Annotated in this window: 26 protein-coding genes; 11 read left to right on the top strand and 15 right to left on the bottom strand. The window is 47.1% G+C overall.

What is annotated here, in order from left to right; all coding sequences use genetic code 11:
• Positions 1-61: 61 nt before the first annotated feature.
• The 6 genes from NYE54_RS21685 (at position 62) to NYE54_RS21660 (ending at position 6,700) form a co-directional block, all read left to right on the top strand.
• Positions 62-1,282, top strand: coding sequence for an ROK family protein (locus NYE54_RS21685; RefSeq protein WP_339266148.1), 1,221 nt, complete (start codon positions 62-64; stop codon positions 1,280-1,282).
• Positions 1,283-1,850: 568 nt separating this feature from the next.
• Positions 1,851-3,254 carry a VWA domain-containing protein gene (locus NYE54_RS21680; protein WP_339266146.1) on the top strand — a complete coding sequence of 468 codons (1,404 nt, stop codon included), beginning with the start codon at positions 1,851-1,853 and terminating at the stop codon, positions 3,252-3,254.
• A gap of 286 nt (positions 3,255-3,540) precedes the next feature.
• Positions 3,541-4,431: an ABC transporter ATP-binding protein gene (locus tag NYE54_RS21675; RefSeq protein WP_339266144.1), complete on the top strand. Its 891-nt coding sequence runs from the start codon at positions 3,541-3,543 to the stop codon at positions 4,429-4,431.
• Positions 4,431-5,159 carry a hypothetical protein gene (locus tag NYE54_RS21670; protein ID WP_339266142.1) on the top strand — a complete coding sequence of 243 codons (729 nt, stop codon included), beginning with the start codon at positions 4,431-4,433 and terminating at the stop codon, positions 5,157-5,159. The genes NYE54_RS21675 and NYE54_RS21670 overlap by 1 nt, the downstream gene beginning before the upstream one ends.
• A 79-nt stretch (positions 5,160-5,238) precedes the next feature.
• Entirely contained in the window at positions 5,239-5,703 is a 465-nt protein-coding gene (locus NYE54_RS21665) for a hypothetical protein (protein WP_076324908.1), read from the top strand.
• A 67-nt stretch (positions 5,704-5,770) separates the two neighbouring features.
• Entirely contained in the window at positions 5,771-6,700 is a 930-nt protein-coding gene (locus tag NYE54_RS21660) for an S-layer homology domain-containing protein (RefSeq protein ID WP_076322131.1), read from the top strand.
• Between the two features lie 164 nt (positions 6,701-6,864).
• Here NYE54_RS21660 and NYE54_RS21655 read toward each other — a convergent pair whose 3' ends face one another.
• Positions 6,865-8,967: an ABC transporter ATP-binding protein gene (locus NYE54_RS21655; protein WP_339266140.1), complete on the bottom strand. Its 2,103-nt coding sequence runs from the start codon at positions 8,965-8,967 to the stop codon at positions 6,865-6,867.
• A complete protein-coding gene (locus NYE54_RS21650; protein ID WP_339273601.1) occupies positions 8,968-10,725 on the bottom strand; it encodes an ABC transporter transmembrane domain-containing protein in 1,758 nt (585 codons plus the stop codon). It lies immediately after the preceding gene.
• Positions 10,726-11,309: 584 nt separating this feature from the next.
• Between NYE54_RS21650 and NYE54_RS21645 the strand changes: the two genes are divergently transcribed.
• Positions 11,310-11,615, top strand: a complete 306-nt coding sequence (locus tag NYE54_RS21645; RefSeq protein WP_076322129.1) for a HesB/YadR/YfhF family protein — start codon at positions 11,310-11,312, stop codon at positions 11,613-11,615.
• Positions 11,616-11,661: 46 nt separating this feature from the next.
• Positions 11,662-12,111, top strand: a complete 450-nt coding sequence (locus NYE54_RS21640; protein ID WP_076322128.1) for an NUDIX domain-containing protein — start codon at positions 11,662-11,664, stop codon at positions 12,109-12,111.
• Between the two features lie 139 nt (positions 12,112-12,250).
• Here the strand turns inward: NYE54_RS21640 and NYE54_RS21635 are convergent, their stop codons facing one another.
• Entirely contained in the window at positions 12,251-12,763 is a 513-nt protein-coding gene (locus tag NYE54_RS21635) for an ADP-heptose synthase (protein ID WP_098746891.1), read from the bottom strand.
• Positions 12,764-12,895: 132 nt separating this feature from the next.
• Here NYE54_RS21635 and NYE54_RS21630 point away from each other — a divergent pair, with 132 nt between their 5' ends.
• Positions 12,896-14,641, top strand: a complete 1,746-nt coding sequence (locus NYE54_RS21630; RefSeq protein WP_076322126.1) for an ABC transporter ATP-binding protein — start codon at positions 12,896-12,898, stop codon at positions 14,639-14,641.
• 97 nt (positions 14,642-14,738) lie between these two features.
• On the opposite strand, the gene NYE54_RS21625 is transcribed toward NYE54_RS21630, so the two are convergent.
• The 7 genes from NYE54_RS21625 to NYE54_RS21595 all read right to left on the bottom strand — a co-directional run bounded on the left by NYE54_RS21625 (position 14,739) and on the right by NYE54_RS21595 (position 19,961).
• A complete protein-coding gene (locus tag NYE54_RS21625; protein WP_339266137.1) occupies positions 14,739-16,031 on the bottom strand; it encodes a DUF6080 domain-containing protein in 1,293 nt (430 codons plus the stop codon).
• 60 nt (positions 16,032-16,091) lie between these two features.
• Positions 16,092-16,412, bottom strand: coding sequence for an EamA family transporter (locus NYE54_RS21620; protein WP_076322124.1), 321 nt, complete (start codon positions 16,410-16,412; stop codon positions 16,092-16,094).
• Entirely contained in the window at positions 16,402-16,743 is a 342-nt protein-coding gene (locus tag NYE54_RS21615) for an EamA family transporter (protein WP_339266135.1), read from the bottom strand. Before NYE54_RS21615 ends, NYE54_RS21620 begins: the two co-directional genes overlap by 11 nt.
• On the bottom strand, positions 16,731-17,363 hold the full coding sequence (locus NYE54_RS21610) for an HAD family hydrolase (RefSeq protein ID WP_339266133.1): 633 nt from the start codon (positions 17,361-17,363) through the stop codon (positions 16,731-16,733). The genes NYE54_RS21615 and NYE54_RS21610 overlap by 13 nt, the downstream gene beginning before the upstream one ends.
• A gap of 28 nt (positions 17,364-17,391) precedes the next feature.
• Positions 17,392-18,297: a decaprenyl-phosphate phosphoribosyltransferase gene (locus tag NYE54_RS21605; protein WP_339266131.1), complete on the bottom strand. Its 906-nt coding sequence runs from the start codon at positions 18,295-18,297 to the stop codon at positions 17,392-17,394.
• Between the two features lie 222 nt (positions 18,298-18,519).
• The gene (locus tag NYE54_RS21600) at positions 18,520-18,963 is read right to left on the bottom strand and encodes a DUF441 domain-containing protein (protein ID WP_076322120.1); all 444 of its coding nucleotides are present in this window, start codon (positions 18,961-18,963) and stop codon (positions 18,520-18,522) included.
• A 20-nt stretch (positions 18,964-18,983) separates the two neighbouring features.
• A complete protein-coding gene (locus NYE54_RS21595) occupies positions 18,984-19,961 on the bottom strand; it encodes a YpdA family putative bacillithiol disulfide reductase (RefSeq protein WP_213644222.1) in 978 nt (325 codons plus the stop codon).
• A 179-nt stretch (positions 19,962-20,140) separates the two neighbouring features.
• On the opposite strand from NYE54_RS21595, the gene NYE54_RS21590 reads away from it, so the two are divergent.
• Positions 20,141-20,449 (top strand): DUF2087 domain-containing protein, encoded by a 309-nt coding sequence (locus tag NYE54_RS21590; protein WP_339266129.1) that lies wholly within the window; start codon positions 20,141-20,143, stop codon positions 20,447-20,449.
• Positions 20,450-20,542: 93 nt separating this feature from the next.
• On the opposite strand, the gene NYE54_RS21585 is transcribed toward NYE54_RS21590, so the two are convergent.
• The 5 genes from NYE54_RS21585 to NYE54_RS21565 all read right to left on the bottom strand — a co-directional run bounded on the left by NYE54_RS21585 (position 20,543) and on the right by NYE54_RS21565 (position 23,840).
• On the bottom strand, positions 20,543-21,169 hold the full coding sequence (locus tag NYE54_RS21585; RefSeq protein ID WP_098746877.1) for an FMN-dependent NADH-azoreductase: 627 nt from the start codon (positions 21,167-21,169) through the stop codon (positions 20,543-20,545).
• A 263-nt stretch (positions 21,170-21,432) separates the two neighbouring features.
• Positions 21,433-22,281, bottom strand: a complete 849-nt coding sequence (locus tag NYE54_RS21580) for a DUF4097 family beta strand repeat-containing protein (RefSeq protein ID WP_339266127.1) — start codon at positions 22,279-22,281, stop codon at positions 21,433-21,435.
• Positions 22,278-22,838, bottom strand: a complete 561-nt coding sequence (locus NYE54_RS21575; RefSeq protein ID WP_339266126.1) for a DUF1700 domain-containing protein — start codon at positions 22,836-22,838, stop codon at positions 22,278-22,280. Before NYE54_RS21575 ends, NYE54_RS21580 begins: the two co-directional genes overlap by 4 nt.
• Positions 22,831-23,160 (bottom strand): PadR family transcriptional regulator, encoded by a 330-nt coding sequence (locus NYE54_RS21570; RefSeq protein ID WP_071220202.1) that lies wholly within the window; start codon positions 23,158-23,160, stop codon positions 22,831-22,833. Before NYE54_RS21570 ends, NYE54_RS21575 begins: the two co-directional genes overlap by 8 nt.
• 440 nt (positions 23,161-23,600) lie before the next feature.
• A complete protein-coding gene (locus NYE54_RS21565; RefSeq protein ID WP_098746871.1) occupies positions 23,601-23,840 on the bottom strand; it encodes a hypothetical protein in 240 nt (79 codons plus the stop codon).
• A gap of 365 nt (positions 23,841-24,205) precedes the next feature.
• On the opposite strand from NYE54_RS21565, the gene NYE54_RS21560 reads away from it, so the two are divergent.
• Complete coding sequence (locus NYE54_RS21560) at positions 24,206-24,517, top strand: hypothetical protein (protein WP_076322205.1); 312 nt, start codon at positions 24,206-24,208, stop codon at positions 24,515-24,517.
• Positions 24,518-24,536: the final 19 nt, after the last annotated feature.

The raw sequence follows: 24,536 nt of genomic DNA, 5'->3' as shown, positions 1-24,536 counted from the left end.
CCCCTATGATAGATGTGCGAGGAAGGTAAGTACAATGAAGAGTAAAGAATGAGGTTGTAACATGAATAATTCAGTTGGAAAAAACAATCGGTATGTCCGAAATATGAATCGTATCGGCATTATCGGGCTGCTTCGCGATTATGGCAGTCTAACGAAAGCGGAAATCGCAGCCAAGATGGACTTGACGTTTACGGCGGTTAACAATCTGGTGGAAGAGCTGATGAAGGAGCGATTGATCATTGAAGCCGGGTTATATGATGACTCCAGCCGTGGCAGGAAGCCCAAGCTCATCTCGTTGAATCCCGCCGATAAGTATTCGGTCGGCGTCCATATTAGCGCAGCCTCCGTGCGGGCAGCGGTCATTAATTTGCAGGGAGACATGTTGTTCACGAAACATTGCTCCTTTGAAGATAGCGCCAATCGCGGCAGTGTAGTGAATATTATTATATCCACGATACAAGCTGTACTGGACAAGTCAGGTTTGGAGTCCGAAATTATCGGCATCGGCGTAGGGGCTCCCGGACCGCTTGATCCGTTTCAAGGCAAAATTCTGTCTCCGCCCAACTTACCCGGTCTGCAACAAGTACGTTTAAAGGAACTAATCGAGGAGAATACGGAGCTCCCAACCCATGTAGAGAAGGACGCTAACGTAATGGCACTCGGTGAGCTATGGTATGGAAACGGTCGCCATTTCAACAATCTGGTGTACGTGGATGCGGATATCGGGATTGGGAGCGGCCTGATCATCAACCAGAAAATATATCAGGGTTTCCCCTTTGGAGCCGGTGAGATTGGGCATTGTACGATAGATATCAATGGTCCGCGCTGCACTTGCGGTAATGACGGCTGCCTTGAAGCAATGGCGTCAGGGATTGCCATCGTCCGTAGAGTGTGTGAGGAGATAGGACGTGGGACTGAAAGTTCTCTTTGTTCTTATTTAAATGGTGAGAATCAGAATCTGGATGTAGCCGATGTAATCCATGCCGGGCTGGCTGGAGATCCACTAGCTGCCAATATCCTGCATGAATCGGCATGTTATGTCGGTATATCCCTGGCCAATATGATAAATCTGCTAACACCGGAAACCATCATCCTTGGCGGAGTACTGGCTAATCGTTACCCGGATTTCTACAATCATGTTAATGAAACATCCTTTAACAGAAGCTCGTCCAGCTTCCATAATCAGATGGTGCTGCAGCCCTCAGAGCTTGGAGAACATGCGGGCATCATTGGTGCAGGGACGATTGTGTTTGAAAAATATCTGAATGAAATGAGCGATTAGAGGGAAAGGACTTCTTCACCTTCATTAATATTAAATAAGGTTTAATAAATTCCTGAATGTTCTTGGCTATGCTCAAGTATTGATTTTGGCAAGGCAAATCCGTGAGTTTAGCAGGGGAGCAAAAACAGCCCGTTTATCCAACGATAAACGGGCTGTTTTTGCTTTTTTAATCTATTTTTGCTGCCGAAGTATATTCATCCTTACCCAAGTCTAGGCATTGCGGACTGTACCGGGCTATCCGGCATTTATTTACGAAGGATCACGGTATGTGCTGGTGGGTCCTCTTCATGGTCCCATGGTTATGGGAAGAAAGTCTAATATTTATTTAATTATCCATTATTAGGTGTTAATTACTTGATTGTCGTGTATGATTTTGGAAAGACACAGGAGATTCGGGTCCTTATAACAACAATTAGATTAAGGAGGGAAGTCCGAATACGAGAGGGCAGGTTCCGAATTTCCCTTAAATACAGCTGCACGAGCTTAAAGGGGAGACGTTTATCATGTCCGCTGACCGTAAGCGGTATTTGATTATGTATCAGTCGATTATTAAATTTGAGGTGAGTTGATGTTTCGAAGATCTATTTTCATTTGTATGATGTTAATCTTCTTGCTTGCAGGTTGCCGAGATGAAACAGATAAGGGTGCTTTAAAAATTCCTGACTCATCGGATTCTGCGCAAAGTAATGAACCAGAAAAGGACCCTTCTAAAATTCAAACCCCATCAGATTCAGCTCAAAGAGAACCCAGCTCGGAAATTCAGAGTCCACCGGACTCTAGTCAGACTCCCTTAACTGATGAAGAAATATTAATGAAACCTCCAGGTCGCTTTGCTGGTTCTAACTATAATGAACAGAAAGTTCAAGCAGCTTTGGATGAAATACCAAGTGAAATGACAGCTGATCAATATACGGAAGAACTCCTCCTCCTATTAGCTGAAGATTATCGCTCTTATGTGGCCACTTTCCATAATTTTGAGACAGAAGTTAAAGTGAAGAATGAACGACCTAATGGTAACATCACATTACCCGCAAGTAAGAAGTTACACGTTTCGATCCTGCTTGATGCCAGTGGCAGCATGAAAGCAAAGATCAATGGCAAATCAAAAATGGAATCTGCCCAAGAAGCTATTCAGATCTTTGCTGATAAATTACCCGAGAATGCCGAGGTATCATTGCGGGTGTATGGACATAAAGGATCAGGGAGTCAGAAAGATAAACAAGTATCATGTAACAGTACAGAAGAACTATTTCATGGGCTAGGTGACCAGACAAATCAGATGAAAACCGCACTTCAAAGTGTACAACCAGCTGGATGGACACCCATTGCAAATGCTCTGAAATCTGTAAAACAAGATATAAATCCTGAGACAACCGATTCGGTCGTGTATGTGGTGAGTGATGGAATTGAAACCTGTGGCGGTAATCCCGTGCAGATTGCCAAAGAACTTAATCAGTCCAGAGTGAAAACCGTCGTGAACATTATTGGCTTTGACGTGGATAATGAAGGACAAAAACTGCTTCGACAGGTGGCTGCATCCGGCGGGGGGGAATTCACTTCCGTTGATAATGACGAAGCTTTGAAAAATTATTTAAATAAGGCTTACGATAAATTACAAGGCGAGTGGACGAGGTGGAAAGAGAAAGGGGAAGGGGAGGCCAATATACAAAAAGAACAAAAGCAGGGAGCTATCAACAATGCACAGGAGGAGATGCAACGCTTAGTGAACAAAGAAAATGCACATCTTCTGGAAGCTCTTAAATATCTGGAAACTAAAAAGGAACAGGACTTCCCTAGAAGCGAGCTTGTCAAAATAATCAATGAACGCAAAAGTTTCGCGTGGAAATACGCTCGTGATACCGGAAAGCGATTATATGACGCTGTTTCGAAAAGTGGAAATCAGGTTTATGACGATATCAAGGATGAAGGCGATCAGAATATCGATGATCTGAAGAATAAGAAAAATAATTAGCGACGTAAATATTGTTGGGTTAATCAGAAAAGGGTTATGACCAAGGTAAACGTTAAGAAAGAATGATTAACAAGGCGGCCATTAGGTCGCCTTTGCTTATTTTATCTTCCTGCCCGTGACCTACGATGCTTTTTGATAATGGCCTCGTGGCCGGAATAATCGCTGGATTTTCATGTCATGTGAGATAACGGTACCTTTGTTCACAGAGCTTGAAGTGTTGTGCTTTCAGGTAAAATAGCTCTACAATACATACAACACCAGATTAAGTGAACAGGAGTTGAAATGTTTGCAAGAGCTGCTGGAATTGAACGGAGTACACAAGCGTTTCGGTAAATTTGCCATCTTACATAACATTACCTGGTGCATTTCCCGAGCCGAGTGTGTTGCTATTACAGGAAGCAACGGCGCGGGAAAGAGCACCCTACTGCATGTAATAGCCGGACTTGCTAATCCATCGGGAGGGTCCCGGGTCGAGTATGAAACCTCCCTTCGCGTCGGATATGTTCCGGAGCGATTCCCTGCGCTTCGATTTCGTCCTTCTGAATACTTGCGCCATATGGCCGCCATTCAGGGTATGAACAAGCAAGAAGCCGAGAACCGAATTGGTGCGATGCTGAATGTGTTTCAGCTGCAGGACATGAAGATGACCCTATGCTCCAAGGGGATGCTGCAAAAAGTCAACATCATGCAAGCCCTGCTTCGTCAGCCCGATCTATTGGTTCTGGATGAGCCTCTGTCGGGACTGGACGAGGCTTCTCAAATGGAGATGATTGGCATTCTAAGTGAAATCAAAAGACAAGGGACAGCCATTGTGATGTCCGTTCACGAGCCGCTGCTTATTGCTTCGCTGGCCGACCGGGTAACGCAGCTCCGCCAGGGGCGGATCGAACGGGACGGAACGCTGGAAGCCGGTTCGGAGATGGGACGGATGAAGCTGGAATTCACGCGTGTTTCTCAGGACAAAATGCTGGAACTGGAACGCCGTTCAGGGTTTCACTATTGGATTTCGAGAGGTAACCCGGCATCGATGGTCGTGTCGCGGCAAGTCGCGGATAATATGCTGCTGGATATTTTACAGTCAGGTGGTTCGCTGATACGGCTGGAACCCTGGAGCGGAGAGATGGCAAAGCAAGTGTACCCAACCTCTGGTCAATCAAATGAAGGGGAGGGAGCATAATGTGGTCATTGATTCGTTACATGCTTGCTAGTTACACGAGATCCTATCGATATTTCGCTCCGATTGCCTTCATGTTGATATCGGTGGTGTTTATATACTCCTACCGGCCCAATCCGATCATGGACAGTTATGCCGTAACGGCTGCATTTCTGTTTGTTGGCTCAGCTTGGCTAGGTTTGAACTTTCTCAATCATGATCAAGGGCGTCAAACCATGCTCCTGATCGTTCACAGCGGGAAGGCCATACGATATTATGCCGCCCAATATGTAACCGTAACGCTTCTATCTATCCTGTTCAGTTTATTTGCCGTCCTTTATCCAATCGTATTTGGAATGTTTGATAAGCCGATTACATTATCCCAGTTTGCATTGGGTTATCTGGGACATGTGGCATTGTCCTTGCTTGGGATTTCTCTGTCCGTATTTTTTCAGTTTGGCTTTATGGAGAATCAGGGAAGAGCGGCAGGATGGCTGTTAATCGTTATCGTTATTTCCTTAGCCGGGCAATCTATCGTTCAGGATGATCTTGCTGATTTGAGATTGATTCCTTATGTTCTGCCACCTGTCTCTGTTATGATTGACATGTTCATTCACGCTGACGAGCGTTCCCAGTTCGTGTTATTCATGACGATTGCGTACACGTTCATATACAGCTTTATTTTGCTGGCGGTTTATCTATGGACGGCCTGTCGTAAGGATGCGGCAACCATAATCCGAAAAGTAGGTTGAAGTAGGAGGAATCTTCCTTTACCATAGGGATATACACAAATAGAAACGGTAAAGACAGCCAATACTAGAGGAGGATACCATGAAACAATCTCGACTGATGGATAGTGACCACTCCAAAGAGCTGTTTGCCTATTTCGGATTAGCGGTGTATTATTCACAGGCGCTTGAGCAGCAGCTCGCGAATCTGTTGATGCTGATCAAGCTTTCCCAAGGGAATGTGCCTTCAGAAGAAGATTTCACCCAACTATATCATCGGAAATTAAGCAGCTCTCTGGGCCAACTGGTACACGAGATCCAGCATTACTTTCCATTCTCCGAAGAAGAAACACTTCAATTAAAAGAAGTCTGGAAGCAGCGTAACTACATCGTTCATGATTATTTCAAAGAACGGATTCATGAGACGTTCAGTCCGGCTGGCCGTTCCCGAATGATTCGGGAGCTGACCGCATTTAAGGACCAGGCTCAAGCGTTAGAGCAAAAGCTGCAGGGCTATTCTCGCGAAATGTATGTGAAGCTTGGCCTGGACAGCGAAAAAAGCGTATAAAAGAAATTAGGGCTGAGATGAAACATATTCCAGCACCTCTGCGTCAGATAGATTAGGAGGTGTAATTATGAAAAAAACTACGAAATTGTTAACTGCAATGCTTGTCACTTCGTCATTGCTCGGTGCCGGCGCCGCCTCTGCTTTCAACGATATTCAAGAGGAGCAGCCACTACAAATGGTGAAGGAGCTGCAAGCGAAAGGAATTATCCAAGGGATTAGTGCCGATAAATTCGCTCCGGCCAAAACAATAACGACCGCCCAAGCGGTGCAGATGATTGTGAATGTCGCCGACCTGAAGGTACAACCGAACTATACGGGCCGTTCGTTTGACAGTGTGCCGAAGGATGCCTGGTTCGCGGATGCTGTGAATATAGCGGCTCAGAACGGATTGTCCGTATCCGCAGACATGAAATGGAATGAACCGATAACCCGAGAAGGGTTCGCGACATTGCTCTCGGAAGCGATTCAGAAGACCGGGAATTATCCCGTGGTCATGATGTATCTGCATGTGGCCGACGAGGATTTGATGAAAGAGGAGAGCCGGGGAGCGGTGCAATTCCTGCTGTTAACCAAGATCGCTGAGCTCGACGCCAACGCCAAGTTCCATCCCGCCAAGAGTTTAACCCGTATTGAAGCGGCAGAGCTTGCGTACAATTCCATTCAATTTATTGAGGAGCATCAGAAGAACATGATACCCGAGAAGCCGGGACAATCTGAACCGGATGTAAGTACAAGCGTCGTTAAGGTGGATGATGCGCAGAATAAAGTCACGGTAACCAAGGAAGACCTACCGAATCCGGGGTATGGCATTAAAATTACGTCGGTCGACTATGTTAGCGATACCGAAGCCGTGATCTACTACAAAGTTCTTCAACCCGATCCGGACAAAATGTACCCGCAAGTCATCTCCAAATCTTCAGATGACGTGCTCGTGCCTTCCAAGTACACCAAAATCACGGTCAAAGCAGAAGCTACTCTTGATCATCCGGCAAAGTAATTCTTGTAATGTACCGCCAGCATACAATGCAATAAAGAAGGCTGTTCCCAAGCGAATGTAACATTCGACAGGGGACAGCCTTCTTTTATTGATATCTGTAGGTATAAACTTCGAAGCCTGGGTCTTCCTGATTTCGCAAGAAAAAACTCTTCTAACTACTTGGTTTATACATGACCACCAGCCATTTTACTGTTGGAGGCAAGTACCGTCTCCTTACTCTCTGCAATCGGAGTCGTGCTGCCTTGCTGGAGTTGATACATATTAAAGTATCTTCCGCCCAGGGCCATCAGCTCGTCATGGGAACCCTGTTCCACAATTTCGCCGCGGTGAAGGACCAGAATCTGATCGGCGCTGCGGATCGTGGATAAGCGGTGGGCGATGATAAAGGTCGTGCGCCCTCGCTTCAGGACCTCCAGGGCTTCCTGGATTAAGGCTTCCGTCTCCGTATCAATGTTAGCGGTGGCTTCATCGAGAATCAGTATGGCCGGATTGAACGCAAGAGCCCGGGCAAAAGAGATTAACTGTCGTTGTCCGGCGGAGAGTGTGCTGCCTTTCTCCAGTACTGGCTCATCGAAGCCTTGCGGAAGATGAGCGAGCAGCCGATCAGCCCCTACGTCGCGCAGAGCCTGCTCCACTTGTTCCCGTGTAATGCTCGGATCACCCAGGCTGACATTCGAAGCAATGGTGCCTGTGAACAGGTACGGGTCTTGCAGTACAATCCCCATATGCTTGCGGAGCCATTGCTTTGGAATATCGGTAACGGGCTGGCCATCAATGGTAATCGTGCCTTTCTGCGGGTCATAGAAGCGGAACAGCAGATTGATGATGGAGCTTTTGCCGGAGCCGGTATGACCTACAAGCGCCACGGTTTGGCCTTGCTTCGCTTCAAAAGAAATGTTCTTAAGGACATAGTCCTTCTTGTACGCAAACGACACGTTCTGAAATTCTACATTTCCTAAATACCGCGGCATGCTGCCATCCGTTACTTTCTCGCCTGTTTCATCCATCAGCTCAAACACTCGTTTGGCGGAGACGATGGAGGTATCGAGCGCTGCCAGCTGGTTAACCATACCCGTTATCGGCTGGAACATGCGGCCAAGCAGATCAACGAAGGCGTAGAGGACGCCTATCGAGACGATGCCGGCACCATTTAATGAAGCAGAACCGAAATACCAGAGTACGACTACAAAGGAAACGTTACGCAGAACATTCACCAGATTGTGCGTGGTGAAGGAGTTCAGATTGAGCATTTTGTTCTGATGAGCCATATAGTCCGCATTCAGCGCCTCGAACTCGTCCTGGGTCGCTTTTTGGCGGCGGAATACACGAATGATGGCCATACCTTGAATGGATTCATTAATGATGGCATTGATCTCGCTCAGACGGGAGCGGATGACGGTATTGTATTTGGTTGCAAATTTACGGTACAGAATGGTCCATACAATCAACATCGGAATAACAAACAAACTGATCAAGCCCAGTCGTACATCCAGAAGGAACAATGCGACGTAGACACCCGTGATATACACGGCGCCGGAGCTGAAGTTGGATAATACCGCAACGAACAGGTCCTTTACCGCTTCGGTATCATTGGTTACCCGGGAAACGACTTTGCCCGCCGGTAAATCATCAAAGAAATTGACGGGCAGCCGCTGAATGTGGGCGTACACATCGGTGCGCAGCTTCTGAATGACCCGATTAGCTGCCGATTGCAGCCAGTAGGTTCTGCCGAATACCGTAATCATGGAGATCAACAGGCAGATCAGAAACAGGCCGACCAGCTTATATATGTTGGGAAGTTCGGGTTTATAAAATTCAAACAGCTGTTCCTTGGTCAATTTAACAGCCGGATACTGCATCTCCTCTGAGGCGTAGGAAATTGTCATGACACCGTCCTGAAAGGAGCGGTTTCCTTCGGTTCGGGCTACCGGCTCGTTAATGAAGTAAAAGCTGCGGCCAGCCTGAACGAGACGTACTTCCTGTCCTCGCGTCTCGCCTTCAAGAAAGCGATCCTCGCGTTTATAATAAGTCCCGTTATAGGATGCGGCATCTTGAGCCTGCGTCGTCTCATAATAAGGCCGTTCGATGCCCAGGATATGCTCGTCAATCATCGTTTTTGCGATGAAGGGACCTGCAAGCTCTGCGGCAACGCCGATGGCCAGCAGAATCAAGGCGGCGATGAAGGTGCCCTTGGCTGTTAAGGCATAACGGAACAGTCGTTTGGCAATGCCGGATTCATTCGATATGGTCGTATCGGTTGGAGTCAATTAAGACACCTCCTCCGAGGTCAGATTGTTTTCTACCTGCTGGCGTTCGAATTGCTCACGGTACCAGCCACCGAGCTCCAGCAGTTCATCATGGGTTCCTTGCTCCGTGATTCGACCGTCCTCCAGCACCACGATGACATCGGCATGCTGAACGGCTGAGAGTCGATGCGTGGAGATCAGGGTCGTCTTGCCGGCGCGTTTGCTCCGGATATTATCGATGATTCTGGCTTCCGTCCGGGCGTCTACAGCGGACAAGGAGTCGTCCAATATTAAGATTTCAGGGTCGCCGATAAAAGCTCGGGCCAGTGAGACCCTTTGTTTTTGCCCACCGGACAACGCCACACCTTTTTCGCCTACAAGGGTATCAAGCCCATCGGACAGGGTGACCAGATCGCGGTCAAACGCAGCGGTCGTAATGGCCTCCATGATCAATTCGTCGCTGGCATCCTTTTTGCCGAATTGGATGTTCTGACGCACCGTCTTGGAGAACAAAATCTGCTCCTGCGGCACATACCCGATCCAGCCATGGAGCCGGTCAGTCGCCAGCATCTCCATTGGTATATCGGAAATGAGGATTTCGCCAGTTCCAGTAGGGTACTCATGGAGAAGCTGCTTCAGCAGCGTCGATTTGCCGCTGCCCGTGCGTCCTACGACGCCGAGCGTCTGGCCTTTTTGCAGCGTAAAATTAATATGTTTCAAATTATCAATTGTAGAGGTTGGGTAACGGAACGTGACATCTTTAAATTGAATCGTATCCGGAACCTCCACATCTACAGGATTCGCGGCGTCGGTAACATCTGGCGGGGTCTTTAAGGTTTCGTTGACCCGATCCAGGGAAGCGTTTCCGCGCTGCATAATGTTGATCAATTCCCCGATGGCAAACATCGGCCAAATCATCATCCCGAGGTACATGTTGAACGATACGAGATCTCCGAGCGTGATTTGATTCTGGAACACCAGGTACACACCGTAGGCTAAACCGATGACGTAACTGAGACCGATGGAGAAATTGATGGTTGGTTCGAATAAGGCGTCCACTTTGGCTACCGCCAGGTTTTTACGATATACATCATCCGTAATGTCCTGGAAGCGCTGCTGATCGGCGCGTTCCTGTACATAAGCGCGCACGACGCGCACGCCGGCTACGGACTCCAGAACCTGGTCGTTCATGTCACCGAAGGCATCCTGCGCCAGAGTGTAGCGTTTATGAATGGCTCTTCCGTAGATGACCATACCAATGGCTATGATCGGCATGGGCAGAATGGCTGCCAATGTCAGCTTCCAGCTGACAATGAAGCCCATGGCGAACAGTACGACAATCAAGTATATGGTGGAGTCGGTCATGACGAGCATCCCGAAGCCAGCAGTTGCTGCCACGGAGCGAAGGTCATTCGTGGCTTTTGCCATGAGATCTCCTGTACGGTTACGTTCGAAAAACGGCGGAAGCATCCGCAGCAAATGGTTCATGTACCGGGTACGGAGCAGGCGTTCCACGAGGTTCGCTCCTCCGAACAAACGGTGCATCCATATGTAAGTGGCACAATAAACGACAGCAACGATGCCGAGAATCATGAGCAGATATTGGACGAGGGACGCCCACGTTATGGAACTGCTGACGATATCGTCAATGGCGTTTCCGAGCAGAAGCGGCGGCAGCAGCTCAACCAGTCCGCAAAAGATGAGAAGCGCAAGGCCGATCAAGTAACGCTTTTTCTCTTGCTTGAAAAACCAGCCTAAATTTTTAAGTACGGCAAACACATTATCCCTTCCTTTCGTAGGTCGTTCCGGCATCATATCATCCTAAAAACCAAAAAAAGCACATCATCCGACGACGGACGATATGCTTCATTAATTTTGAACTTATCATTCGCACGGCGATCATGACTTCCGCGCAACGGTTAGCTGCTTCGTTCTGATCATTCTGGCAACGAATGAACGAGGCTTGATGATGATGAGACAGCACCATTGGGGAGTCGATCCATATTTAATTGTAGGAAATGATGATCCAGATGATCTTGATCCATCGCAAACAGTTTAAACATGTCACTCACCCTTTCTTCGTAAATTTACAATTTATTCAAATCGATCTCGTATGGACTGAATTTTATCACCATGAACTGGAATGTGTCAAACTTATTTTTCAGGATCATAGCAAGATATTCGATAGTGAAGGTAGGATAGAACCTTATGTCACTATTTTATTATCAAAATGATTTGTATCCTAACGTGCGTATGCGTTATGATAATATTGCAACTATTTATAAGATACCGTCCCTAAGATCTCCGGTCTGCAAAAAGATAGGGGTCAACATAATATGACGTCTAAGGAGGGTGTACGACACATGCAAATTCAAGTCAGCGACCAGGCGGCACGTTGGTACAAGAAGGAACTTGATCTTCAGTCAGGCACGTTCGTTCGCTTCTTTCCACGATATAGCTCAGGCGGCGGTCTCCATCCCGGATTTTCGCTCGGTATTTCGGTAGAAGAACCAAGAGAAGCGGGACTGACGGAGCATTCCGAAGAGGTAACATTTTTTATGGAAGAACAGGATTTGTGGTACTTGGAGGGATATACGCTACGCGTGAAGTATGAGGAATCCTTGGATGACATTTCGTATATTTATGAAGAAGAGGGCGCAGTGAATTAACCTGATGTGAGACTGCAGCGCCATCTAGGGAAAGGAGGTTCCCAAGATGAGCGTATATCACCGCGATATTCGCCAATACATCGGCAAACGCTCGGTGGTCCGTGTGAAAGCGGCGGTGCTTGTGCTGAACGATAACGGAGAGATTCTGCTCCTGAAGCGGCAGAACAAGGACGAGTGGGGACTTCCACTCGGAAACCTGAAGCCCGGCGAAGCTCTTGAAGACACAGCGTCCAGAGAGCTGTGGGAGGAGAGCGGCCAGACAGCGGATGATATGCGACTCTTGGACCTTGTGTCGGGTCCGGAGTATATGAAGAAGCAAATAGGTGGAGATGAAGTGTATTATGTGATCGGTGTGTATGCGGCAACCGGCCTGCACAGTGCCATTCATTTGTCCCCTAATACGGAAGTATCTCTTAAATATTTTGATTTTCAAGCATTGCCCGTTATGGATGAGATCACGGTCCGCTTGCTGGACAAGATAAAAAAGAACAGCTGAGGCTCGTTTAGTGGTGGCAGTTTGTACGCCTTAAATTCCCCGCACGGGGAATTTTTTTCGGTCAACATGAGGAGTCCCTGCCCCATTCAAACCGGGGGAGGGACTCCTTTTGCCATGCGAAGGCGTGTACATAGGATCATTATGGCTGCCCGGACAGCGGGACCTCCAATGCAAAATCAAAATCGTCGATATCATAGACCTGAACGGGAAGAGCGCTTTCGACGATACGCTGAATCAATTCGTATTGATCGGTCAGTATGGGAGCCGCGGCTCTTTGGGATGCCAGCAGCAGCTCGGTTTCCACAGGATCGAAGGATTCCCCATAGGGTGCGGTGTCCATGGTATTCATGACCGAGACCCGGGTAGTTTCACTAACGGGAATGGTGGGGCTCTTGGACCAAGGCACCTGCAGGGCGCGCTCGATTTTCTTTTTGTTCAGTGGTTCTTCAAAATAGGAAATCAATTCGCCAATCTTTATCTTGACGTGCTGGTCATCAGCACTGCTATTCATGAGATGTTCCTCGGTGGTATGAAGCTCATATAATTCCAAAATGGTAGTGTACGGAATGATGTACTCGACGGGTTTAGGTGGTACTAACAGCTGACCGTAAATGGCCAGCATGACGGCCTCCGTCACGAAAATTCTGGTCATGACTAAATCCTCCTGCAAGACATGATACATTCATAAGTTTAGAACTAATAAAGCATTGAAGCGCATAAATGTCAACTGCTCTTCGCCTGTCAACCACGTGGATGTTACTTCAGAAAGGGGCTGTTATCACCTTTGAAATCATGGAAAATCTATTATCCGTTCGTTAAGCCATATATGAAGTGGATCATCCTGACCCTTATTATCGGCATGATCAAATTTGCAATTCCGTTGTTACTGCCCATGATCATGAAATATGTCGTGGATGATCTGCTAATCAACCAGCAGATGACCATTGAACAGAAAATCCAGGATCTGATGTGGATTCTCGCCGGGACCCTGGTGCTGTTTGTCGTTGTACGTGGTCCGGTGGAATATTTGCGGCAGTATTTTGCCCAGTTCATTACCAGTCGTATTTTATTCGATATGCGTAATCGACTGTATGCCCATCTGCAGCGGTTATCCCTTCGTTACTATCAGAATACCAAGGTAGGCGAGGCGATATCGCGCTTTATCAATGATGTGGAACAATCCAAGAACCTGGTAGAAGTCGGTATGATGAACATCTGGCTGGATATGTTTACATTGGTGTTTGTATTAATCGTCATGTTCTTCATGAATCCCGTTCTGACGCTGGTTGCCATCTCGATTCTTCCTCTCTACGGGTTAGCGGTGAATTTGCTGTATAAGCGGCTTAAGCGCTTGACTAAGGACCGGTCGCAGGCTCTCGCAGGCATTCAAGCGTACCTGCATGAGCGGATTCAAGGGATCTCGGTTATCCGCAGCTTTACTCTGGAGCGGTACGACCAGAAGAAATTCGAAGGCATCAACGGCAATTTTCTGAAAAAAGCGATGGCGCAGACCCGCTGGAATGCGCTCACCTTCTCCATTATCAACACACTCACCGATATTGCGCCTATTCTGGTTATCGGTTATGGAGGATATCGGGTGATTCAGGGAGATCTGACATTAGGTACATTTGTTGCCTTCTTTGGTTATCTTGACAGGCTGTATGCGCCCCTTCGCCGCTTGATCAACTCGTCAACGGTGCTGACACAGGCTTCAGCTTCGCTGGAAAGGGTCAAGGAGCTCATGGACGAGCCATATGACATCGTGGACCGTCCGGGTGCAAAAACGCTCAAGACAGCAGGACAGATCGAGTTTGACCGCGTAAGCTTCAAGTACAATGATGCCGCAGGCTGGGTGCTGCAAGATATTAACCTGACCATCAAGCAGGGGCAGACGGTTGCCTTCGTCGGCATGAGCGGCGGCGGCAAATCATCCCTGATTGGATTGATACCGAGATTTTACGATGTACAGCAGGGAGCAGTGAAGATTAACGGTCACGATGTCAGGGATTTGACGCTGGACAGCCTGCGCGGATCGGTGGGGATGGTCCTGCAGGACAACTTCCTGTTTAGCGGATCCGTTCGTGAAAATATATTGTTTGGCAATCCGGAAGCGGATGAGCAGAGAATCGTCGCCGCTGCCAAAGCCGCCAATGCGCATGATTTCATCACCCAGTTGCCGCAAGGCTATGAGACCGAAGTGGGGGAACGGGGCGTCAAGCTCTCGGGCGGGCAGAAGCAGAGACTTGCCATCGCCAGAGTCTTCCTCAAGGATCCGGACATTCTGGTGCTGGATGAGGCGACTTCGGCGCTGGACCTGGAGTCCGAGCATCTGATACAGCAGGCGCTGCAGTCCTTGTCCAACAATCGCACCACATTGATCGTGGCCCATCGCCTTTCTACCATTACGCATGCTGATCAAATCGTTGTGCTGGAGAATGGCAGAATTACAGAGCAAGGCACGCATGGCGAGCTGATGAATCTGGATGGAAGTTATGCCAGACTATACAACGTGCAGCATTTGGAGAATTAATATTCTCTTATTTCATTGATTAACGAAAGACCCGTCCTTCTAAGGCATGGTGTTCGGCCATGCTTCAGGGGACGGGTCTTTTGATGTGTTTAAAGGCTTATTTCTCGATATTCTTGAACACCGTGTCATAAGTCGTCTGAATATAGTCCAGCGTCTGCCCGTGTAATACGATATTGTTCACCAAGGTGATCAGCAGGAACAGTACCATGATGCCGGTCAGAGCTTGTTGAATCCGGAGGTTCTTTGTTTTGGCAATAAACAGTGCTGCAAGCACAAACAGGGCAAACAGATAATGTCCTGCGTACAAGTACAGATCGTAAGCATACGTAGCCAAACCAAACCCAACGATGATGTGCAGCAGAATCGCGAACAGAATATAGATGCCAAATGCCCAGGTATCGCGGGAACGGATACCCTTAATGAAGGATAGAACCGCAAGGATAAGCATCCCGATACCGACGATATGGACATGAATCGGATACGGCTTGGCCAAATTCGTCACGAATGCAGCGATTCCCGGATCGATCATGGCAAGCTCAGGCGACAGGATGGGACTTACAAATAGCATGTAGAAGACTCGGGAATGGTGCTCAAATGAAAAAGGAGAAACGTAGCTGAGCGCACCGTTCTGCACGCTTGAAAACACGTTGGCGATCCACGATTTACCTGAGAACAGCAAGTGTTGAAGCAGAGTTACGATCACCGCCATCCCCAGGAAAACCAGCATGATCATGATAAACCGTTTAAACGTGTCCTTTTGTTTTCTATCGAACTGGCTGATCAGCAGTGCTCCTGCGAACGTAGCTACATTCGTAGACGTGATGCCGAAATTAATCAGGGCCAGGGAGGCATTCGGCATGACGGCAAATCGATTCGTAAGCCGGCCATAGTGCAAATAAACGGCTGATAGGATGATCATAAACTGCGCATAAGCGTAGGAATCCGGTATGAATGCCGTGAACAGCGAATAAGAGCTGATTCCGAAGAAAGCCGCCGTGACAAGAGACAACAACCAGCTGGCTCCGCTTCTTCGGACGATGTAGTAGACCAGCGCTGCGCTAAAAGCGTTCAGGACCGATTGAATCAGAAGATAAGGGAGGTTGGAGCTCCCGATCATCGTTGTTAACGGACTGGTCAGGAAATTAATGAACGGATGGATAATTGAGATGTTTTCCGGTCCATATTCCATTGAAGGATCGAAGTTGAACAGATTCAGCGTAAAGGGCGCACCATAGAATGGGCTATGAGGCATCAACTCGGCTGCATGATCCTTGATGTAGGCTACGAACGGAAGGTTCATGAACACATACCATAGGGCCAGACAGACGCTTAGGCCAATCGCCGTGTAATTATCTTTTTTATGTCGAAATAAATAACTGAAGAAAGTCATGTTTTTCGTTCCCCCCATCTTGCTATTATATGTACTGAAAATAGGCCAAGCGGCATTCGCTTACCAGATCAGCAGGAGCAATCCGGAAATAATAAAAGCGACGCCAGCGATTTTTCGGATCCCGATGGTTTCCTTGAATACCAGTTTGGCAAACAGTAACGCCCAGAGAAACGTAAGTGCATTCGCCGGCATAACCAGCGTATAAGGAAGCTCTCCTAGAAGGTATATGTTTAACAAGGCTCCCAATCCGTAACTAAGAAAACCGATCAGCAGCAGCTTGATTTGTTTGTTTGCGGTATATCCTTTGAAGAATACGCTGCCCAGTGAGCCGAGTAAGGTCATCAGGAGCAGAAGCAAGTATAGGAACCCGTCATTTTTCATAGGAAGTTAATGTCACCCCGATTCCAAGCAGGGCTACGGCTGCCAGTTTTTGCAGGGTTAATGGTTCATCCAGAAAAAAATCACCATAAAACAGAGCCACAATATAGCTGATACACATCAGAGGATAGGCAACGGAGAGCTTCTCCAATGAAAACGATTTGATCATGAGAATGGCCCCGAGGCCGTAGCAGATAAAACCGATTCCCATGTATATCAAGTTGGCGTGGCCCCATTTCCAGAACAGCTGGCCGGTAGCCGTCAAAAAAGCCGATAGAACCATGAACAGCTTGCCCAGGTGGGGCGGGGCGCTCTGCACTTTTATCTGTTCCATGTTAATCCCTCGCATCCCTGAGCAGATTTCTGATTGATCAAATATTTGTATTTGACGAGCCCGAACATAGGGAGGTCGGACAAGGAATCGGAGTAAGCGCAGGAAGCTGCATAATCAATGCTCAGTTGCCGCTCGTTCAAGTACTGCTGAATCCGGTTCACTTTTTCCTCCCCCTTACAATTGTTTCCTTCAATCATCGAGGTAAAGCGTCCTTCCCGTACGGAAAGTTTCGTAGCGATCACGGTATCGACGCAAGGAAGCTCTGCAAAGTATCTCATGTAAGCGTCGGGGGACGCCGTTACAAGCAGCACATGATAACCCTCGCTTTTTTTTCGCTGCATTTCCTTCAGCGCAGCCGGAAAGATGGCAGGTTTTAATTCCGTTTCGTAAAAATGTTTCAGGTCGGCATCATCCATATGGCGCATCGCATGAAAATAAGCGCTCTTTGCCTTCTCAGCCTCCAGAAGACGGAGCTTGTACAGCACGGAATGCAGCACGACTTTCAGAATGAAGGGTGCTGTAGACGGTTTTTTTCGAATACCATATTTTAAAAACTGAAACATGGAGTCTGTATGGATGACCGTTTTGTCGATGTCAAAGATTGCGAATTTCTGTTTCATATCATTTCCCTCAATTACTAATTCTGTATTATTCAAAGTATACTAAAATTCCGATAACGCTGATGACATAGAGGATCACGGTGACCAGGATGTGTGTGTCCTCCAGGAGCACCCGGTCCGGAGCCCCGCCTTTTTTCTCGATATGAATCAGATAAAGATAGCGGAACATCCCATATATGACAAGCGGTATGGTCCACATGAGGTGAACGGTTCTGCCTGACGTAAAGGTAAACAGTGAATAACTGATGATGGTTGCTGTGGTGACAATGCTGCTCATCTGGTCCAGCAGATCGAACGAATATTGATCGAGCACCTTGCGGTGAGAGCCTTTGTCATGCTGCAGCAGATGGAGCTCATGTCGTCTCTTGCCGATCGCCAGGAAGAGCGATAGCAGCATCGTACAGAGAAGGAACCATGGCGTGAACGGGACGTGGATGACCAGTCCGCCCGCGATGGCTCGCAGCACGAACCCGGCCGCGATAATCATGATGTCAATGATGACAACATGCTTCAGCCGGAAGGAGTAGGCTACGTTCATGGCAAAATAGAGCACCAATAACACGGTAAACAGCGGATTTAGGAAATAAGATACGGCCAGCGAAGCGATTAGCAGCAGCACGCCGAATGCAATAGCCAGCTTGGGCGGCAGCGCACCCGAGGCCATGGGACGGTATTTCTTTACCGGATGGTTGCGATCCGCTTCGCGATCGGCATAATCGTTCACAATATAGACGCAGCCGGAAACGAAGGACAACAGGAAAAAACCGATCAGGGTGTCGAAGAGCACGCCTGGATTTACCACTTCAAACGAGAAGAGGGGGGCTGCAAATATGAGCAGATTTTTGGTCCATTGCTTCGGCCTCAGCTGCCTGAAGAGCAGCATGGGAAGCTGCCTAGGCGGAGCAGCCGCCGATTCGGTATTCGTTGAAGACAATTGTGTTACCTCCTGATACATCATATTTCATAAGGGATTACGGAAAAATCGCTAAAACACGATAGCTATCATACCATAAAATAGACTATATATGGTAATGATCCGTCCGATACGAGGCTTGTTAATAGAACAAATAAACCTCCCCAAGCGTTCACGAACCGGCAGGGAGGTTATTGTTCTATTTATGTTATTTATAAAAAAGGTTGCATCTGTTCCTGTTTCTCACGATTTACCGATGAGCAGGGATAACAGACCGGCGGCGATGAGCGGCCCGACGGGCACGCCGCGGAATAGGGCGACCCCAAGTACCGTGCCAACAAGAAGACCGGCAACCACGGTGGGATTGCTTCCCATCAGCGTGGCACCACGACCGCCCAGATAAGCGACAAGCATGCCGACGGCGATGGCCAAAAGAGATTTCCAGTTCAGGAAGGATTCGCCGATCGTTTGCAGGCTCATTTTGCCGCTGGCCAGCGGTGACATGACACCTATGGTGAGAATGATAATGCCGACCGTCAGTCCGTATTTCTCCAGCCATGGGAATGCTTGCTGAAAGCCGGTTACACGGATGAGAAGCAATGCCAGCATCGCAATCGTCACGGCAGAATTGCTGCTGATAATGCCAATTCCCGCCATTGCCAGCAGGATGAGTGAAGTTACGTCCATGGGGGATTGCTCCTTTTTTGTTAAGCGTTCGAGACCAAGTGCTCGGCAATCAAACGACCGTGTAGTCTCCCTGACTCAATAAACACCTCATTGGCATTACGACCGGATGCAATGACACCAGCGACATAGAGTCCCGAAACATTGGTCTCCATCGTATCCGGATTATAGAGCGGCTTCTCCATGTCTTCATCCAGTTCAACGCCGGAGGAGGCAAGCAATTTCCGATCAGGACGGAATCCGGTCAATGCCAGTACAAAATCATTTTCAATGATTGTTTCCTGGCCTTGATTCGAAAGGACGGTAATGGAAGACTCTGCGATTTGTACGACACGCGAGTTCAAGTGAAGCTGGATATGTCCCTTTTGCACCATACTATCGAACAGAGGACGTACCCAAGGTTTGATGTTCTGTGAAACTTCCTCACCCCGATATACCATCGTGACCTCGGCTCCGACACGGATGAGCTCCATGGCAGCATCCACAGCGGAATTACTGCCGCCAATGATCGCGGTTTTCATTCCAGCATACGGATGGGCTTCCCGGAAATAATGGGTAACTTTCTCCAAGTCTTCTCCAGGAATGCCAATATAATTCGGATGATCAAAATAACCCGTAGCAATGACTACGTGTTTGGCTTCTCGTATGGACTCTACACCGCCGCGGCGCTGGGTCTTTACCTGAAAGCTGCCGTCAGGCTGCTTGGTTATGGTGAGAGCTTCTTCGTATGGGGAGATCTTCAGATTAAAGTGTCTGGCAACTCTGCGATAATAAGCCAGTGCCTCGTGCCGAAACGGTTTATCATTCGATATCGCGAACGGAACTTCTCCGATTTCAAGCATTTCAGCCGTACTGAAAAACTGCATATGCGTTGGATAGAGATAAATGGAATGAACTACATTGTGTTTATCAATGATCTCGCAGCTGAGGCCCCGGTTGCGGCATTCAATGGCAGCTGAGAGACCACATGGGCCTGCGCCGATAATTAAGACGTCGAGCATGGTGAACCTCCTTATGTAATAACCTTACGCAATCGATCTGCATAATAATCCTACAGCAAATAAAAGGATAAATCCAGATTTGACGGGATTGACAAACATTTCAAATTTGATTATCATCTAATTAGATTAATATTAAATTAGATGATTGTAAAATTTATTTAGAAGGGAGGAAGAACACCATGATGGAACCAATTGCAAGTGAAGCCTATAAGGCATCCGTTCTCCGGAATTTTATAACGAAAGACGGAACGCTGCGTTCCATTCCGGCCCAGTACAAAAAGAAACTCGTCATATTGGAGTATCTGGTAGAGCAGCTTGAAGCAGGGAAAGAATATCCGGAAAAGGATATCAATGCGTTTATCAAGCGTTATCATGCGGATTATGCGACCATTCGGCGGGAATTTATCATTCATCAATATATGAGCCGTGATCATGAAATCTATACACGTAACCCGCGCGAGTTATGGACCCAATGGGAAAAGGTTTAAACGGGATTACACAAAAGCCACCTTTTACTGCCTGAGCAGTGGAAGGTGGCTTTTTGTATTAACTATCCGTTGTATTCATAGGTAAAAGTTCGATTAGAAACCGGCAGCAGCCTTTTTAACGAGCTCGAGACCGTTCTGAACGATCATTTCCGCTTCATCAGGGAATTGGTTGTGGCCTTCGATGATGAGGGTTTCGATATCTTGCACGCCCCATTGACGAAGATTACCCATTACGAAGTTAACTGCCATCTCAGCCGCGGCCATAGGTCCCTCCGAATAGTTACCTCCACGAGCATTCAGGATGACGACTTTTTTGCCTGTCACCAGACCTACAACGCCTTGCGGCGTATATTTGAACGTTTTGCCTGCTTGGTTCAGGTAGTCGATATAGGTATGAAGAACGGCAGGTACGGTCATGTTCCACAATGGGAAAGCGAGCACGATTTTGTCAGCAGCAAGAAACTGGTCAAGATATTTGCTTACATTCGCAGCAGCTGCCTGCTCTTCGGGGGTAGATTCCAATCCTTGAGCAGCTTTGAACATACCGTTAATGGCTGTGCCGTCATAATAAGGAAGATTCTCTGCAAAAAGGTCAAGCTCCGTGATTTGGTCTTCCGGATGACTTGCTTTGAAGGATTCCAAAAACGCATGGTACATTTTTACGCTTACCGATTGTTCGATGGCTCTGTTGTTTGCTTTGATGAATAGTACATTAGACATGTATGAAAACTCTCCTTGTTGTGTAGTTTACTTTATAAAATATAGTATATTTCATTTCGATCGTTTGTCAACAACGTCTTAAAGTGCGTGTTCAAAAAGGTCGATTTTCAGCACCGAGAAGGTTGGATGAAGCTAGGGACGTCAGGAGCGGAGCGTACGTTTTGGGTACGTGAGCACCGGAAGGCCCGGCTGAATTCAAGATTCGATGTCGAGCTGCTTCCTTATTCGCTTCGTGATCAAAAGCGGACTTTTTGAACAACCTCTTAATGTACGATATCGATATTTCCGGAATAGGTTTCCACTTGGATGGTATCGGTTGTTTCTTTCAGTGACTCCGGCGCTGAAACGTCTCCCGATAGTGTCTTAAGGTCATAGAATCCCCGGAAGGACGGGTCAGGCTGCACTTTCACATTGCCGGATCTGCACAGGATATTAACCGATGAAACGCCAAGCAATCCCACGTTTACGTTTCCGGAAGTGACCTCAACGTCGACGGGACCTTCCATATTTTTCAGCACGACATTTCCCGAATGATTGACCATCTGGGTGGATGCCCGGATGTCAGAACCGCGAATATTTCCTGAAATGTTCTCAACGCTTAACTGCTCGGCTTGTATTCCGCTCATGTTAATGTCGCCTGACTTCACGGAGATGTCAATCATCTTGGAGGAAGCTCCGCTTACCTGGATATTGTCTGAGAGCGTCGATAAATCGAGTTCGTCGAGTTTTGTGCTTGATGGAAGCAAAATGGTCAGTTTTCCTTTCGGTGAACGAAAGTCCACACTCATCAACTGAAAAGTGGAAGGTGTAGTCAGATCCAATTTCACCTCAGGGCCTGATGGATTAAATCTTTTAAGAATATCGACATGCTCCGGTTTTAATTTGCCGTCAAACGCGATATATCCGTTCGAATCGCCGCTGTCCTCAAACGCGAAGCTGATATTAATATTGCTAGCAATAGTTAATTTTTTCAAATTTACGGCATCCTGCAGATCCCATCGATTCTGATAGCTGACAAGCTCTTCACCGAATTTAAACTTGTTCAAGGCCATGCCAATGATTCCTACCAATATAAGTGCGATTGCTAAACTGAACAACCATTTTCTGTTCACTGTGCGTCACGTCCCTTCAACAAACGCGTATTCCATCTGGAGTACCTCAAGGTTAACGATAACAATCCAACCATGGCTGAGCGTGTGGCATATCCGAGGAAGATGCCGATTCCGATCAAAGAGATGGATAAGAATAATTTGGCCGGATATAACGTTCCGTTTACGATATAGTCAATCAGAACGAGCACTGGGCTCAGCAAGGTTGCCAGGGCTCCCAGAGCAATGGCGACCCCTCCGGACCATAATGCTGCAAGGAAGGGGACTGCCACCAATGCACAGAAGAACAAACCGACTCCTAACGCATATTTTCCAAAAGAAGACGGTCTTCGGATCGCTGCCGGAACAGGCATATCCATATCCACATACCGGTCGCCTAACGCTTCCTTGGCCATTTCAAAAGGATCTCCCAATTCACGGGCGATTTCCTCTTCGGTTCGTCCATTCTGCATGCCAATGACAAAATGGGACGCCACATCATGAATGAATTCCCGCCGTTCGTCGGGAGGAAGCGCGGCAAGACGCGATTCCAAAATTGAAATAAATTGTTTTTTAGTCATACAAATTTCCTTCCTCTATCAGATTGGTCACATTGCCCACAAAAGCTTGCCATTCCTTTACCAAGGCTCTCATATAAATCACTCCGCTAGGCGTCAGCTTATAATATTTACGGGGCGGACCCTCGGTCGATTCCTGGAGGTACGTCGTACAATAGCCTTCATTAACAAGTCGGCGAAGGAGAGGGTACAACGCCCCTTCGGCTACCTCAATATGCCTCGATACCGCTTGAGCCAACTCGTAGCCATACTGGTCCTTGCGATGGATTAACACAAGCACGCAGAGTTCAAGCACGCCTTTTTTGAATTGAATACTGACATTCATACGGCAGATGATACCTCCTTTCATAAGTCCATGTTCATGCTGTAAACATGAGGTAGTAATTAATATTCAGTAGTGGTCTATGAATAAGATATCACTTAGTACTGATTAATGCAAGGTACTGATTATAAAATGGGCTGTCGTCAGAATATCGTCGAATCATAAGAAGCTTTGTTAAACGAAAGAAAGTCTCGTTTAATCTTAAAAAGGCACGGTTAATAGAAGTTATCAGAACATTGGGTCGTTTTTCCAAAAGAAGAATGGAGGGATGAACAGTATGTCCATCGATCGGTTTATATTAAAAAAATTGGACAGATGCCAGGAGATCACAACGCGGAGAAATCTCGTAAAATTGTTTCAAATCCGAATTCAGAGAGCGCAGATAGCCGAGGATCGCCATTACGGGTTATAATGAAGTTAAACAAAAAAAGGGCTACCCCTCTTTAAAAGAGAGATAGCGCAAGAGAGTCGTTTTCGCTTTTGCTGTGAAGAATTGCCTCGGATCCCTCGATTTCAATGCTGATCAGGGAATTGAGGCATTTTTGCAGCGCGTTTTTACCGGTTTGAATTTTATGGTCAAGCGCGCTGGTTAGCAGTTTTAGCACCTTCTGTACCGGCTGCTTGCTATCCGTTGTAAAGTATACGGGAACCGGCTTATTTTGGAACATGATTAGTGTTTTCATATCAATCACCTCACGAAAGATTTTTCATGATATTTGCATTATAAATTGCCAATCTTAAAATAACCTTAAATTCATAGAATTAATCAGCATCATTTTTCTGAGCGTGACATTTTTGTGAACGACGATATTTTCCCGACTACAAACCCGGATTTAACCTATAATCAATACATAAATAGTCCCTCGGGACTAACAATGCCGCGTGAAAAATAGGAAATAGGAAATATGACACAAATTGACAGAACTGACCCTCGGATGATATTATTACAATAATGTAACTATTTTTTGCAACTATTGAAATAGGTGATTGGACTTTGCATATGGAATAAACATAAGGATTACCATTTTTGGAAAGGCAGGTTAACCAGATGATACTCACCGTGATCAGCGGGCGAAATGAAGATGATTGGTTTGATATCGACGTACCCGATGAGTGCTCAATTGAACGGTTGAATGAGCTGCTGGGGCTACGTCTTTTTCGTGAACCCTCGGGTGAAGGGATTCAATATATATTGGAAGCAAAGTTCCCGGAAGGCTTGTGGTTTACGGTAGGGGGCCATTCTAACCTAGTTGAAGCAGGACTTAGAGAAGGCTCCTATATCCGTTTACAGCGGGCATTCTCAACAACCACCGAGGAAGCTCCTGTCTATGGCAGAAGATTGTTGTTTCAAGAAAGCTGAGATTGGGTAAGTAACCCTT

The organism is Paenibacillus sp. FSL K6-1330 (genome assembly GCF_037976825.1).
Lineage (GTDB): Bacteria > Bacillota > Bacilli > Paenibacillales > Paenibacillaceae > Paenibacillus_AQ.
Note: the sequence above shows the minus strand (reverse complement) of the source record. Positions and strands in the feature narration are given on the sequence as shown.

Bases quoted from the DNA above. Each gene is read 5' to 3' on its own strand.
- NYE54_RS21685 (WP_339266148.1), top strand. From the start codon at position 62: ATGAATAATTCAGTTGGAAAAAACAATCGGTATGTCCGAAATATGAAT.
- NYE54_RS21680 (WP_339266146.1), top strand. From the start codon at position 1,851: ATGTTTCGAAGATCTATTTTCATTTGTATGATGTTAATCTTCTTGCTT.
- NYE54_RS21670 (WP_339266142.1), top strand. From the start codon at position 4,431: ATGTGGTCATTGATTCGTTACATGCTTGCTAGTTACACGAGATCCTAT.
- NYE54_RS21665 (WP_076324908.1), top strand. From the start codon at position 5,239: ATGAAACAATCTCGACTGATGGATAGTGACCACTCCAAAGAGCTGTTT.
- NYE54_RS21660 (WP_076322131.1), top strand. From the start codon at position 5,771: ATGAAAAAAACTACGAAATTGTTAACTGCAATGCTTGTCACTTCGTCA.
- NYE54_RS21645 (WP_076322129.1), top strand. From the start codon at position 11,310: ATGCAAATTCAAGTCAGCGACCAGGCGGCACGTTGGTACAAGAAGGAA.
- NYE54_RS21640 (WP_076322128.1), top strand. From the start codon at position 11,662: ATGAGCGTATATCACCGCGATATTCGCCAATACATCGGCAAACGCTCG.
- NYE54_RS21635 (WP_098746891.1), bottom strand. From the start codon at position 12,763: ATGACCAGAATTTTCGTGACGGAGGCCGTCATGCTGGCCATTTACGGT.
- NYE54_RS21625 (WP_339266137.1), bottom strand. From the start codon at position 16,031: ATGACTTTCTTCAGTTATTTATTTCGACATAAAAAAGATAATTACACG.
- NYE54_RS21620 (WP_076322124.1), bottom strand. From the start codon at position 16,412: ATGAAAAATGACGGGTTCCTATACTTGCTTCTGCTCCTGATGACCTTA.
- NYE54_RS21615 (WP_339266135.1), bottom strand. From the start codon at position 16,743: ATGGAACAGATAAAAGTGCAGAGCGCCCCGCCCCACCTGGGCAAGCTG.
- NYE54_RS21610 (WP_339266133.1), bottom strand. From the start codon at position 17,363: ATGAAACAGAAATTCGCAATCTTTGACATCGACAAAACGGTCATCCAT.
- NYE54_RS21600 (WP_076322120.1), bottom strand. From the start codon at position 18,963: ATGGACGTAACTTCACTCATCCTGCTGGCAATGGCGGGAATTGGCATT.
- NYE54_RS21595 (WP_213644222.1), bottom strand. From the start codon at position 19,961: ATGCTCGACGTCTTAATTATCGGCGCAGGCCCATGTGGTCTCTCAGCT.
- NYE54_RS21590 (WP_339266129.1), top strand. From the start codon at position 20,141: ATGATGGAACCAATTGCAAGTGAAGCCTATAAGGCATCCGTTCTCCGG.
- NYE54_RS21585 (WP_098746877.1), bottom strand. From the start codon at position 21,169: ATGTCTAATGTACTATTCATCAAAGCAAACAACAGAGCCATCGAACAA.
- NYE54_RS21575 (WP_339266126.1), bottom strand. From the start codon at position 22,838: ATGACTAAAAAACAATTTATTTCAATTTTGGAATCGCGTCTTGCCGCG.
- NYE54_RS21570 (WP_071220202.1), bottom strand. From the start codon at position 23,160: ATGAATGTCAGTATTCAATTCAAAAAAGGCGTGCTTGAACTCTGCGTG.
- NYE54_RS21565 (WP_098746871.1), bottom strand. From the start codon at position 23,840: ATGAAAACACTAATCATGTTCCAAAATAAGCCGGTTCCCGTATACTTT.
- NYE54_RS21560 (WP_076322205.1), top strand. From the start codon at position 24,206: ATGATACTCACCGTGATCAGCGGGCGAAATGAAGATGATTGGTTTGAT.